Raw genomic sequence first — 12,852 nt, forward strand, 5'->3', positions numbered from 1 at the left:
ATGGTGAGCGTGAGAACTTCCATCCTGGAAGACCTCGACGCCCATCCGCGAACCAGCCGGCGGTCCCGGGCTACACCCTCAACTGCGAAGAGCCTGTTATCCCGCATCAGGTCGAACAGTGATCCCTATCCGGGCACCGCCCGTTGAACGGACCTCAGCGAGCGCGGAGGATCCTCATTCGTGCAAGTGTGAATCCTTGACCCCCCCCGTGGCGCTGCGGGGTACCGTTCAAGCGGATTGAGAAGCCTGAGGTTGCACGAGATGAAGCTGGCGTATCAGAACGAGCAGGAGATTGTAGACCTCGTGAGCCGCCTCAACGACTCCGAGATTGGTTTCTTCCCCGGCTACAGCGAGCTCGGGGAACGCGCCCTCGTTTCGCTTCGGGGGGAGACCCTCAAACAACGTGAGCGCCCCGATTTCGAGGACGTCTTACATTCGCTCCTGCTCGAGTCGATGATCGTAGACGATCATCCACGCATCACCGGGAAGGACGCCACAAGAGCTCGCGAAGGAGCCATCCTTCGCGAGCTTCGAAGCGCAGGCCTCGGCGAGATGTTCCCGAATGCCTCCCTTGTAGCGAACGTTGACACTGGTCTACCCACGGACGAAGATCACAACTACCGCGCATACCTCGACCAGTTCACGACTGTCGTGACCAAGCACGCAGCAAAGACGCGCGCATACCGCACCGAGAGGCCAGGTTTCAACCTGGGGTTTGTCGGTGGAGAGCAGTATTTCGGGAGGCAGTATTCGCACCACGGCTTGGTGGGCTCCATGTTGACCAGGTGATGATCGTGTCCGCCGGTTACGCCTGCTCGGGCAATGCTCGGATCGCCCGTTCGATCTGGGACGTGGTTGGTGCCCCAGCGAACCCGTTCTCCGTTGTGTAGACGCGGCACGCAAGTGCCTGTACAGGAGATGTCGGGAATAGGTCGACGCCGTCGGCCAGGAGCGTGGGCGATCCTCCGAACCCGAGGCTTGCCGCTTCGGCCTCGGTGTGGATCGTCACCAGCTCGACGGCGACGCCCCCGAGCCCGAGAGCGTCGAGCGCCGCGCGTGCGTTGGCTTCGGCGATGTCCGTGTTGGGGCAGTCGACGATGTGCAGCAATTCCACTTTCACGAGGCGCTTTCCGTTCTCTCGCTGTTGGTCATCGTGCGAGCGTTCGGCAGGAGGAGGTTCAGGCAGACGAGTCCGACCCCAATCACGACGAAGACGTCGGCGACGTTCCCGACGAAGAGGTCGCCGTAGGCGAGGAAGTCGGTGACGTGGCCGCGGCCGAACGCGGGCGGGTTCATGATTCGGTCGATGAGGTTGCCGACCGCGCCGCCGAGGACCAGCCCCAGCGCGAGGCCCCAGCGGGCACCGCGCAGCCGAATGGCGAAGATGACCACCGCGGCGGAGGCGAGTACGCCGATGAGGGTGATGATCCAGGTGGCCCCGGAGCCGAGCGAGAACGCGGCTCCGGGGTTGTAGACCAGGGACAGGCCGAACAGGTCCCCGACCAGCGGGATCCGTTCCCCCGGGGCCAGCTGTGCCACGGCGAGGGCCTTCGAGGCCTGGTCGAGCACCACAGCGAGCACGGCCACGACCAAGGTGAAGCCAAGGGCTCTCCTCGCCTGCGGCCGTGGGCCCGTACGGTCTTCGCCGACTGTCGCGGCGACGTCCTGCACGGTCACGCGATGGTCTTCCGGGTCCGGGCGGCGCGCAGACCGTTGAGGATCACGACGACCTCGGCGATCTCGTGCACGAGCACCACGGCGGCGAGGCCGAGGACGCCGAAGAGGGCGAGCGGGAGCAGGGCGCTGATGATCAGCAGCGACAGGATGATGTTCTGGTTGATGATGTGCCGTCCGCGGCGGGCGTGGTCGAACGCGCGCGGCAGCAGCCGCAGGTCGTGGCCGGTGAAGGCCACGTCGGCGGACTCGATCGCGGCATCGGAGCCGGTCGCGCCCATCGCGATGCCGATATCGGCAGCGGCCAGGGCGGGGGCGTCGTTGATGCCGTCGCCGATCATCGCGACCGAGCCCTTCGCACCGAGCTCTGCGATCGCAGCGGCCTTGTCCTCCGGGCGCAGTTCGGCGCGGACGTCCTCGATCCCCGCTTGGGCGGCGAGGGCGCGGGCGGTGCGAGCGTTGTCGCCGGTGAGCATCGTGACCCCGATGCCCTGCGCGGCGAGGGTACGGACGACCTCGGGGACCTCCGGGCGCAGCTCGTCGCGGACGCCGATCGCGGCGACCGGCTCGCCGTCGCGGTGGACGATCACGACCGTCATGCCCTGCTCCTCCAGCCCCGCGACCTGGTCGCCGAGGAATCCGGCGTCGAGCCAACGCGGGCTGCCGACCGTGATCCGCGCGCCGTCGAGCTCGCCTTCGATGCCGTGACCTGCCTGCTCGGTCACGCCCTCGGCTGCAGGGGCCTCAGGCGCTGCAGCGGTGATCGCGGCCGCGAGGGGGTGGGTGCTGTGCTGCTCCAACGACGCCGCCCACGCCAGCGCCTGCGCCTCGGTCACGCCGTCGGCGGTGAGCACCGCGGTGACGGCGGGCTCGTTGCGGGTCAGGGTGCCGGTCTTGTCGACCGCGACGTGGCGGATCACGCCGAACCGCTCGAACACGGCCCCGGACTTGATGATCACGCCGAACTTGCTCGCCGACCCGATGGCGGCCACCACGGTCAGCGGGACCGAGATCGCCAGCGCGCAGGGCGATGCCGCGACCAGCACGACGAGTGCGCGGGTGATCCACAGCTCCGGGTCGCCGAGCAGCGACCCGATGATCGCGACGAGAGCGGCGAGGATCAGCACGCCGGGCACGAGCGGGCGGGCAATGCGGTCGGCGAGACGGGCGCGGTCTCCCTTCTCCGCCTGCGCCTTCTCCACCAGGTCGACGATCGTGGTCAGCGAGTTGTCCGTGCCGGCCGCGGTCGTCTCGACCTCCAGCGCCCCCGCGGTGTTGATCGCACCCGCCGACACGGCATCGCCGGGCTCGACCTCGACCGGGATCGACTCCCCCGTGATCGCGGACGTATCCAGGCTGGAACGTCCCGTGCGGACGACGCCGTCGGTCGCGATCCGCTCGCCCGGCCGCACCAGCATCAACTGACCGACAGCCAGGTCCTTCGCGGCGACCTCCACCGAGACGCCGTCGCGGCGGACGGTCGCGGTCTCCGGGACGAGCTTGAGCAGCGCCCGGAGCCCGCCGCGAGCACGGTCCATCGCCTTGTCCTCCAGCGCCTCGGCGATCGAGTACAGGAACGCCAGGGCGGCGGCCTCCTCGACGTAGCCGAGGATCACCGCGCCGACGGCGCTGATGGTCATCAGCAGGCCGATGCCGAGCTTGCCCTTGAACAGCTTCCGGATCGCGCCCGGGGTGAACGTCGACGCGCCCAGCAGCAGACCGATCCAGAACGCCACCAGTGCCGGGATCTCCATCCCGGACCACTCCAGCGCCAGGCCGGTGAGGAAGGCGACGCCGGAGAAGACCGGGACCATGATCCCGCGGTCCCGCCACCAGGGGCGCTCCGCCTCCTCGGCTTCATCGCCTATGACAGTCTCGGGCTCGTCGTGCTCGCAGCCGCACGCCGCGCTCACTCGCCTGCTCCCGTCCCGCAGCAGCCCGGCACGGTGCACGAAGAGTCCACGCAGGGAGCGTGCTCGTCGACAGCAAGCGTCACGTCCACCAGTGCGGTGAGCGCCGCCGCGAGGTGCGGGTCGGCGATCTCGTAGCGCGTCTGCCGCCCCTCAGGCTCGGCGACCACGATGCCGCAGTCGCGCAGACAGGTCAGGTGGTTCGAGACGTTCGAGCGGGTCAGCTCCAACTCGCGCGACAGCACGGCCGGATAGCTCGGGCCGCCGAGCAAGGTCATCAGGATCCGGGAACGCGTCGGGTCCGCCATGGCCCGGCCGAGCCGGTTCATGACGTCGAGGCGAGAAGCAATAGTCAGCATGCACTGATTATACAGTGCTTGCTGAACTTACGAGGCAAGGAGGCTGTCGACGGAGAGACGAGGTCCCGGGGACAGTGCACGGCAATCGGAGTCGCTCAGACGAGTTCGCTGACCAACTGTTCGATGCGGGTGCGGATCTCGTCGCGGATCGGACGGACGGCGTCGATGCCCTGCCCGGCCGGGTCGTCGAGCTTCCAGTCCTCGTAGCGCTTGCCGGGGAAGAACGGGCACGCATCGCCGCAGCCCATGGTGATGACGACGTCGGAGGCCTGCACCGCTTCGGTGGTGAGGACCTTGGGCTGCTCGGCGGTGATGTCGATCCCGAGCTCGCCCATGGCCTCGACGGCGACGGGGTTGATCTGGTCGGCTGGCATGGACCCGGCGGAACGCACTTCGATGCGATCGCCTGCGCGGTCGCGCAGGAATCCGGCGGCCATCTGCGAGCGGCCGGCGTTGTGTACGCAGACGAAGAGGACGGAGGGCTTGGGTGCGGTGGTGTCGATCATGGTGGCTCCTGTGAGGGATGGGTCAGTGGGTGAGTTCGTTGACGAGGGCACGGACGCGGCCTTCGATGTCGTCACGGATGGCTTCGACGCCTTCGCGCGAGGCGAGGGCGGGGTCCCCGACCGCCCAGTCGTCGTAGCGAACCCCGGGGATGATGGGGCAGACGTCGCCGCAGCCCATGGTGATGACGACGTCGGCGGCGCGGACGGCGTCATCGGTGAGGGGCTTCGGGAAGCGCGCGGCCGCGGCATCGCCTTCGATCTCGGCGAGGATCGAGCGCACGTGGGGGTGGATGATCTCGGCGGGGCTGGATCCGGCGGAGCGGGCGATGACTTTGCCGCCGGCGATCTGGTTGACCAGGGCCGCGGCGAGCTGGGAGCGGCCGGCGTTGGCGACGCAGACGAAGAGCACTTGCGGGACGGAGTGGTTGCGGTCTCTGGTGATGTCTGCGAGTCGTTGCCTGGCGAAGCGTTCGGTGAGAGGGACGAGCGCGCCGGTGACTTTCGCGGTACGGGCCAGCGACGTGTAGGACTCACGCACGATGCTCAGCACAGTCTCCGGGGCGAGCTCGGGGATCTCGGCGGCGAGTTCGTCGGCGAGGTGGGTGATCCGGATGTCGAAGTCTGGGCGGATGTCGCGATCTTCGCTGTTCCCGTCCTCGCTGGGCGCCGTCATGGTCGCCGGGGCGAAGGAGTCCAGCAGGGCGGTGACGGCGCTGCGGCGGCTCGGGTTGATGCGATACCAGACCCATGTCCCGCGGCGTTCCGAGGTGAGCACGTCAACGTCCTTGAGCACCTTCAGGTGGTGCGACACGGTCGGCTGTGACACGTCTGCGAGCTCGGCGAGGTCGCAGACGCAGGACTCGCCGCGCGGGTCCGAGGCGATCGCAGAGAGCATCCGCAGTCGCAGCGGGTCGGCGAGTGCCTTCAGGGTCGCGGCCACCGTGCCGGCGGCCTCCTGGCCGATGGCGTGCGTGGCGACCGGGCTGCAGGCGTCGGCCGTGCCGGTGAGGGTGAGGTTCATGAGGTGATCCTTTCGCCGGTGTACGGATCGGTGTGGAACCAGGCTCGGGCCGCCCAGAGTGAGACGTAGACGAGCCCGACCAGGACGGGCACTTCGATGAGCGGGCCGACCACGCCGGCGAGGGCCTGGCCGGAGGCGGCGCCGAAGGTGCCGATGGCGACGGCGATCGCGAGTTCGAAGTTGTTGCCCGCTGCAGTGAAGGCCAGCGAGGTGGAGCGGGCATAGTTCAGCCCGAGTGCCTTGCCGGTGAGGATGCCGGTGAACCACATGATCGCGAAGTACGCCAGCAGCGGGATGGCGATGCGCGCGACATCCAGGGGATGGGACGTCACCTGCTTTCCTTGCAGAGCGAACAGCAGCACGATGGTGAACAGCAGCCCGTACAGCGCCCACGGTCCGATCACGGGCAGGAACTTCTCCTCGTACCAGTCGCGGCCGCGGCGCCGCTCGCCGATCCACCGGGACGCGAAGCCGGCGACCAGCGGCACGCCGAGGAAGACGAGCACGTTCAGCGCGATCTGCCAGACCGAGATCTCCAGCCCCTGGGTGTCCAGCCCGAGCCACCCGGGCAGCACGGTCAGGTAGAACCAGCCCAGCAGCGAGAACGCGACCACCTGGAACACCGAGTTGATCGCGACCAGTACGGCGGTCGCCTCACGGTCGCCGCAGGCGAGGTCGTTCCAGATCACGACCATCGCGATGCAGCGGGCGAGCCCGACGATGATCAGTCCGGTGCGGTACTCGGGCAGGTCGGGCAGGAAGATCCAGGCCAATGCGAACATCACGGCCGGGCCGACCAGCCAGTTCAGCACCAGCGAGGAGATCAGGAGCTTCTTGTCTCCCGTGACGGCGGCGATCCGGTCGTAGCGGACCTTCGCCAGCACCGGGTACATCATCACCAGCAGTCCGAGCCCGATCGGCACCGAGATGCCGCCGACCTCCATCCGGCCGAGCAGATCCGACAGCGCCGGCACGAACCGGCCCAGAAGCAGACCCGCGACCATGGCGAGCCCGATCCACAGCGGCAGCCACCTGTCCAGTGTGGAGAGCCGCCGGGTTGCGGCCCGGGCAGGGGTGGTGGTTGCGGTGGTCATGCGAGCAGTCCTTCGATCTTCTCGGCGATGACAGGCTTCGGGTGCGCGCCGATGAGGATGTCCGTGCGTGTGCCGTCGCGGTAGAAGCCGAGAGTGGGGATGGAGGTGACGCCGGCGGCGATCACTGTCTCGGGGTTCTGGTCGGCGTCGACCTTGACGATCTTCACGCGCCCCTCGTACTCGGCAGCGAGCTGCTCGAGCAGCGGGGCGACCTGCCGGCACGGCCCGCACCAGGTGGCCCAGATATCCACCACGACGGGGAGGTCGGAGCCGAGGACCTCGTCCTGGAACGTCGCGTCGGTGACGGCGGTGAGCGTGCTCATGCGAAGACCTCCTCGGTCTCGGTCAGGGCGTCCAGAGGCGCGGTCGCGTTCTCGAAGGCGGCGAGGAAGTGCTGGGCGTCCTGCGCTGCGGCGCAACCTGTGCCGGCGGCGGTGATCGCCTGCCGGTAGGTGTGGTCGACGAGGTCGCCGGCGGCGAAGACGCCGGAGAGGTTCGTGCGGGTCGAGGGGTGATCGACGAGTACGAAGCCGGCGGCGTCGGTGTCGACCGTTCCGGTGACGAGCTCGGAGCGGGGGTCGTGGCCGATGGCCACGAAGAGCCCCGTCGCGGGCAGGTCGCGCTCGGCGCCGGTGACGGTGTCGCGAAGCGTGACGGACTCGAGCTTCTCGGCGCCGTTGAGGCGTGCGACTTCGCTGTTCCAGGCGACCTCGATCTTCGGGTGGTCGAGAACGCGCTGCGCCATGATCTTCGATGCCCGGAACTCGTCGCGGCGGTGCACGATCGTCACCTTGGAGGCGAAGCGGGTGAGGAACAGGGCCTCCTCCATCGCGGAGTCGCCTCCGCCGACGACGAGGATCTCCTGCTCGCGGAAGAAGAACCCATCGCAGGTGGCGCACCAGGACACTCCGCGGCCCGTGAGGCGCTCCTCGTCCGCGAGGCCGAGCTTGCGGTACGCCGACCCCATCGCGAGGATCACCGCGCGGGCGTGGAAGGCCTCCCCTGCACCCGTCTCGATGACCTTGATCGGTCCCTCGAGGTCGACGCGGATCGCGTCGTCGAGGAGGATGCGGGCACCGAAGCGCTCGGCCTGCTGACGCATCGACTCCATCAGTTCCGGGCCGTTGACCGGGTCGACGAAGCCGGGGAAGTTCTCCACCTCGGTCGTGGTCATCAGTGCGCCACCGGTCGTCACGGAGCCGGCGATCACCACGGGCGCCAGGTTCGCACGGGCCGCGTAGATCGCAGCGGTGAACCCCGCAGGGCCGGACCCGACGATGACCAGCTCAACCTCTTGAATCGACATGCTTCTATATTGACATCAATCTATGCGAGGCGCAATCGGCGCTGGCGTCGTTCACCGACTCTTCACCTGGACACGCGAAGAGGGCGGCCTCCCACGGGAAGCCGCCCTCTTTCCGAGACCGTCAGCCGACGGTGACGGGGCGCGAGCCGATCTGCAGCACGGACGGCGTGGCGCAGCAGCTGCTGCCTTCGGCGTCGAAGCCGCCGGCGCCGCCGCACACTCCGGTGTCGGGCAGGACAAGCTCGTTGCGGTCCGCGGCCTCATGGTCGCCGGCAAGGTGGGCTGCGACGCTGCGCACCTGCTCGTAGCCGGTGAGCGCGAGGAAGGTGGGGGCGCGGCCGTAGGACTTCGCACCGACGATGAACAGGTCCTTCTCCGGCTGTGCGAGCTGGCGTGCGCCGGTCGCTCCCACCGAGCCGCAGGAGTGGATGTTGGGGTCGATCTCCGAGGCGATCCCGGCCACGGCGTCCAGCGATCCGTCGAGCTCGATGCGCACCTCCCGCAGGATGCTGGTGTCGGGGCGGAACCCGGTGAGGGCGAAGACGCGCGTGACACCCGAGATCTCCTGGCCGTTCTCGGCGAGGATCGTGAGCGTGTCGCCGTCCTGCTGGAACTCCGCGACGCGGAACCCGGTGACGACCTCGACGACGCCGGCTTCGATGACCTTGCGTGCGCGGGAGCCGAGTGCGGCCCGCTCGGGCAGCTCATCTCCCGTTCCGCCGCCGAACACGTTCGTTGCACTCCCGCGGCGCAGCAGCCAGGTCACCTTGGTGCCCGGCTCGCGACGCGCCAACTCACTCAGGCGCAGCACTGCGTGCGTCGCGGAGTGGCCGGCGCCGACGACGACCACGTGCGAGCCGGCCAGCTCGAACACGTCGTCTGGGATCCGGTATGAGATGCGCTCCGAGGCAGCCGTCTCGCCGACCGCGGGGTATCCCTAATCGGGCACTGCGCGTAAGCGGGACGACGTGAACGGTCTCCTGGCCGTTCGGCAGGGATCCCCACCCCGGCATCATGCGGTTGACCGGCCTTTCGGGCGGCCGTGGCAGCCATTACACCCGCTCGTGGGTCGATCCGCTTGATAGCTTCGCGGCGAACGGATCGGCAACGAAAGCCCAGTCCATGCAGATCGAGGCCACCTGGCAAACTCTTGACCATGAGTAACTCGGAGCGCGAAGTTTGAGCGACGCGGCGGCAGCACCCGCCTCCCTTGCGCGGGCCTCGCAGGAGTGGAAGAGCGCGCTGATCGACGTTAGCGGCACGAACCGACTGCTGCACTTCAAGAAGACCAGCACGACGCTTGACCTGTCGGTCGCGAACGAGACCGCACTGCTCCGTCTCATGAGAGGCGGCAGCGTTTCGATCCGAGACCTGGTCAGCGGTATCGAACTCGACAGAGCCAAACGCTCATGCGCCGCACTAGCGAGAAAGGAGCGCGAAGCCACCGAAGAGTATGGCGTTTCGGTGACATACCTCGCTCTAGGCTTCGCGACCTGGAACCCCGAGACCAACCGGGCACTGCACGACGCCGAGGCGGCTGAAATGGATCAATCAGCAACATCGCTCCGGAGGGGTCCAATACCGAACGCACCACTGCTGTTGCGTCCTGTACAGATCACGCGTCGCCGCGGCGTCACGGACGACTGGTACCTCCAGCTCTCGGACGACTATCAACTCAACGGCGTACTCGTACACGTGCTCAACTTCGGTGTCCAGCGGGTCGAGGAGGATGACCTCCTCGACTCCGCCGAGGCACTCGAGAGCCCCACCGACATGGCGGAGTTCCGAGCTGCGCTTGGCGATGTGCGGCGGGAGCTTGAGTCGGACTGTCGAGAGGTAGACGGGTTCCGCACCAACCCGGAACTGGTGATTGGCACCTTCTCGTACCAAAAGCAGCCGATGGTCAACGACGTCGCCGACGTCAGCGCGCTGGCCCTTTCAGACATCGCGGCAGCGCTCGCAGGAGATCCTGAGGCAGCGGCCCGCGTTCGGGCGGCAGCCTCCGACGTCCCTGTGTCCGAGGCCGACCCGGACTACGCGCCGATCGACTCCGAGTACCTTGTGCTCGATGCCGATGCTAGTCAGTCCTACGTCGTCAACGCTGCACTCGCTGGTCGCAATCTCGTCGTGCAGGGACCGCCGGGAACTGGCAAGAGCCAGACGATCGCCAACGTAATTAGTGCCCTCATCGCGAATGGAAAGCACGTCCTGTTCGTTGCGCAGAAGCGAGCGGCCATTACCGCGGTGCTCGACCGGCTCAGCGCGGTTGACCTTTCACACCTGCTCCTCGACCTCTTCGCTGCGGATGGGGCGCGGCGTTTCGTCGCCGAGCAGCTCCGCACCGTGTTGGAACGTCAGCAGCAGGTGGGCATGCCCGATACCGCTGAGCTCCATGCACAGCTCCAGAAGGCACGTAGCCGCCTTGTGAGCCACAACGATGCCCTGTTCAGTGCCTCACACGGCTGGGGCGCGAGCATTCACGAGCTTCGCGTCGCGTCGCTCGGTTTCGACTCGAGTGCGAAGAGCACGCTTCGTCTTCCGCCCGCTACGTTCCGCACCTGGGAGAAGACGACGCTTGGGCGGTTGTCCGAGGACCTCGACGAGCTCCAGTCGCTCGGCGCCCTCGCGCCGACATGGACGAGCACCCTGGGCTGGAGGCCGCCGTCGATGACGACCGCCGAAGTCGCCGAGCATCTGCGCCAGCTGGCCCTCTCGGTGCGATGGGAACGGCTTCCCACATTGCGGCACGAGTTGGAGGCCGAGGCGCGCGTGAGCGGGCACGCCGCTGCAACGGGGCTGAACGACGCCGGACCTCTGACGAGCCTCCACCGCGACGCGCTCGAGGCTGCGCGGACCTCGCCGTCCCTGCTCGCCACCGCAGACCTCGACGCCATGATCGCGGCGCTGAGCAAGCCTCATCGGCGAGAGCTGCCAGACGTCGGGTGGCGACGTCGTCGGGCAGGCAAGCGGGCAGCGCGTGAGACGCTCGCCGCCCTCACGCCACCGCAACAACTCGAGCTCCTCCTCAAAGCGCGGGCGGTGCGTGCCGCCTGGGCGACCGGCAGCGCTCCGGCCCCTTACGAGGGCGCCGATACCACGGCGGCGCTCCTGGAGCGCGTGCGAGGCGAGGTCGCACAGATCGAAGCCGCGACGCAGGGGACTTCTCTCGCGGCGGCCGAGTTTGGCTCGCTCGAAACAGCCTTGGAGAGTCTGGTCGCTGATACGAGGGGCGGCGTCATGGCACGCGCCAACGCCCTCGAGACAAACCTCCGCTCCGCAGGAGCGGGACAAGTGATCGACATGCTGCGCAGTCACTACGCACAGGACAAGGCGCTCACCGGCCCGCCAAGCGAAATCCTGCAATGGGTCGCGATCCGGTCGGTCCTAGAGTCCGCCGAACTCACCAGCCCGGCTATAGCCGGCGTGCGCGGTGCCGAGTTGGCGACAGCGACCGCCACTTTCCAGAAGGCAGACCAGTCACACCTTGCCGCGAATGCTGCCCGGGTGCGGCGCAAGGCCGCTGTGTTTCTCAAGCAGGCGTTCGATGAGCATCCCGATCAGCACTCGGCGCTCAAGATGGAAGTCACCCGTAAGCGAAACTTCCGACCAGTGCGGCGTCTGTTCCAAGAGGCGCCGGACGTTCTCCTCGCGGCCAAGCCTGTTTGGGCGATGAGCCCGCTCCAGGTCTCGCGTATCCTTCCCGCGGCCCAGTGCTTTGACGTCGTGATCTTTGACGAGGCCAGCCAGGTGAAGCCGGCCGACGCGATTCCGGCACTCATGCGTGGACGGCAGGTGATTGTGGCGGGAGACTCTCGCCAGCTCCCACCTACGGAGTTCTTCTCTAAAGTGCTGGAAGACGACGAAGCAGACGACGCCGACGAAGATGTCGCGCTGTCCAACGTTCCCTCGGAGACAGCACACGAGCCCGCCCGTCGAAGAAGCTCCTACACGCGAGATGCGGAAAGCGTGCTATTCGCCATGGATCGCCTGTTGGCCGGCCAAAGCCGCAGCTTGCAGTGGCATTACCGCTCTCGGGACGAGCGCCTCATCGCGGTATCCAACGAGTACATCTACCACGGCAGCCTCACGACATTCCCAGCACCCGACGCCCTCGAATCAGTCCGCCACGAAGTCGTCGACTTCAGTCCCGGGATCTCGGGAGGCACCAACAGTCCCGAGGCCGAAGTGCGGCGCGTCGTGGACCTCGTCAAGAGCCACGTCAAGGCGCACCCGGAAGAGAGCGTTGGCGTAATCACGTTCGGCATCAAGCATGAGGCAAGAATCGAGCGAGCGCTCGAAGTCGCCATGCAACAAGATCCCGAGTTCGAGGCAGCGCTCACCGCGCACGCAGACGAGCCCTGGTTCGTCAAAGCCATCGAGCGAGTCCAAGGCGACGAACGCGACGCGATCTTCCTCTCTGTTGGGTACGGGAAGAGCTCCGATGGCAGACTCCGCTACTTCTGGGGACCGCTGCTTCGTGACGGCGGTGAGCGACGTCTCAACGTCGCGATCAGTCGTGCGAAGAAACGCATGACGCTGGTGACGAGCTTCGCTGCGGAGGACGTCGCCCCTGATGGTCACTCGTCCGCTGGCTATCGGCTGATGTACCAATTCATTCGCTTCGTCGCGTCAGGCGGCAACAGCCTCACCGACGGAACCAGCCAAGCGACACCGCTCAATCCGTTCGAGATCGACATCAAGAAGCGGCTGGAGGCGGCCGGACTCGTGCTCGACCCGCAGGTGGGCGTCGGAGGGTACCGTATCGACTTCGCGGCTCGTCATCCCGATACCCCCGGGCGCCATGTCCTCGCCATCGAGGCGGACGGTGCCGCCTACCACTCCGGGCACATTGCACGGGAGCGCGACCGTCTCCGCCAAGAACTGCTCGTGACTCGCCCCGGCGTGTCCGGAGACAGGATTCCTTGGAAGGATCTGTCTCATGGGACGTCCCAGTAAGTACCCGCGCGAGCTTCGTGAGCGCG

General features: G+C 67.4%; 12 protein-coding genes. 2 read left to right on the forward strand and 10 right to left on the reverse strand.

The features are described from left to right. The first annotated feature begins 261 nt into the window (after positions 1-261). Positions 262-789: a hypothetical protein gene (locus HMPREF1529_RS15085; protein ID WP_016465413.1), complete on the forward strand. Its 528-nt coding sequence runs from the start codon at positions 262-264 to the stop codon at positions 787-789. A gap of 16 nt (positions 790-805) precedes the next feature. Here HMPREF1529_RS15085 and HMPREF1529_RS15090 read toward each other — a convergent pair whose 3' ends face one another. From HMPREF1529_RS15090 to HMPREF1529_RS15135, 10 genes are all read right to left on the reverse strand, one after another. Next, positions 806-1,114 (reverse strand): hypothetical protein, encoded by a 309-nt coding sequence (locus tag HMPREF1529_RS15090; protein ID WP_436970512.1) that lies wholly within the window; start codon positions 1,112-1,114, stop codon positions 806-808. Between the two features lie 2 nt (positions 1,115-1,116). Continuing rightward, positions 1,117-1,677 carry a signal peptidase II gene (lspA, locus tag HMPREF1529_RS15095; protein WP_016465415.1) on the reverse strand — a complete coding sequence of 187 codons (561 nt, stop codon included), beginning with the start codon at positions 1,675-1,677 and terminating at the stop codon, positions 1,117-1,119. Next, a complete protein-coding gene (locus tag HMPREF1529_RS15100) occupies positions 1,674-3,587 on the reverse strand; it encodes a heavy metal translocating P-type ATPase (protein WP_016465416.1) in 1,914 nt (637 codons plus the stop codon). Before HMPREF1529_RS15100 ends, lspA begins: the two co-directional genes overlap by 4 nt. Further along, entirely contained in the window at positions 3,584-3,943 is a 360-nt protein-coding gene (gene cmtR, locus HMPREF1529_RS15105; RefSeq protein WP_016465417.1) for a Cd(II)/Pb(II)-sensing metalloregulatory transcriptional regulator CmtR, read from the reverse strand. The genes HMPREF1529_RS15100 and cmtR overlap by 4 nt, the downstream gene beginning before the upstream one ends. A gap of 95 nt (positions 3,944-4,038) precedes the next feature. Beyond that, a complete protein-coding gene (locus tag HMPREF1529_RS15110) occupies positions 4,039-4,449 on the reverse strand; it encodes an arsenate reductase ArsC (RefSeq protein ID WP_016465418.1) in 411 nt (136 codons plus the stop codon). A 22-nt stretch (positions 4,450-4,471) separates the two neighbouring features. Then, positions 4,472-5,470: a metalloregulator ArsR/SmtB family transcription factor gene (locus tag HMPREF1529_RS15115; RefSeq protein WP_016465419.1), complete on the reverse strand. Its 999-nt coding sequence runs from the start codon at positions 5,468-5,470 to the stop codon at positions 4,472-4,474. Continuing rightward, a complete protein-coding gene (arsB, locus tag HMPREF1529_RS15120) occupies positions 5,467-6,564 on the reverse strand; it encodes an ACR3 family arsenite efflux transporter (protein ID WP_016465420.1) in 1,098 nt (365 codons plus the stop codon). Before arsB ends, HMPREF1529_RS15115 begins: the two co-directional genes overlap by 4 nt. Further along, positions 6,561-6,887, reverse strand: coding sequence for a thioredoxin (trxA, locus tag HMPREF1529_RS15125; protein WP_016465421.1), 327 nt, complete (start codon positions 6,885-6,887; stop codon positions 6,561-6,563). Before trxA ends, arsB begins: the two co-directional genes overlap by 4 nt. Further along, positions 6,884-7,870, reverse strand: a complete 987-nt coding sequence (gene trxB / locus HMPREF1529_RS15130) for a thioredoxin-disulfide reductase (RefSeq protein WP_016465422.1) — start codon at positions 7,868-7,870, stop codon at positions 6,884-6,886. The genes trxA and trxB overlap by 4 nt, the downstream gene beginning before the upstream one ends. Positions 7,871-7,991: 121 nt before the next feature. Then, complete coding sequence (locus HMPREF1529_RS15135; protein ID WP_084675267.1) at positions 7,992-8,768, reverse strand: FAD-dependent oxidoreductase; 777 nt, start codon at positions 8,766-8,768, stop codon at positions 7,992-7,994. Positions 8,769-9,049: 281 nt separating this feature from the next. Here HMPREF1529_RS15135 and HMPREF1529_RS15140 point away from each other — a divergent pair, with 281 nt between their 5' ends. Next, on the forward strand, positions 9,050-12,826 hold the full coding sequence (locus HMPREF1529_RS15140; protein ID WP_016465424.1) for an AAA domain-containing protein: 3,777 nt from the start codon (positions 9,050-9,052) through the stop codon (positions 12,824-12,826). The last annotated feature ends 26 nt before the right edge of the window (positions 12,827-12,852 follow it).

This window comes from Microbacterium sp. oral taxon 186 str. F0373 (genome assembly GCF_000411455.1).
Taxonomy (GTDB): domain Bacteria; phylum Actinomycetota; class Actinomycetes; order Actinomycetales; family Microbacteriaceae; genus Microbacterium.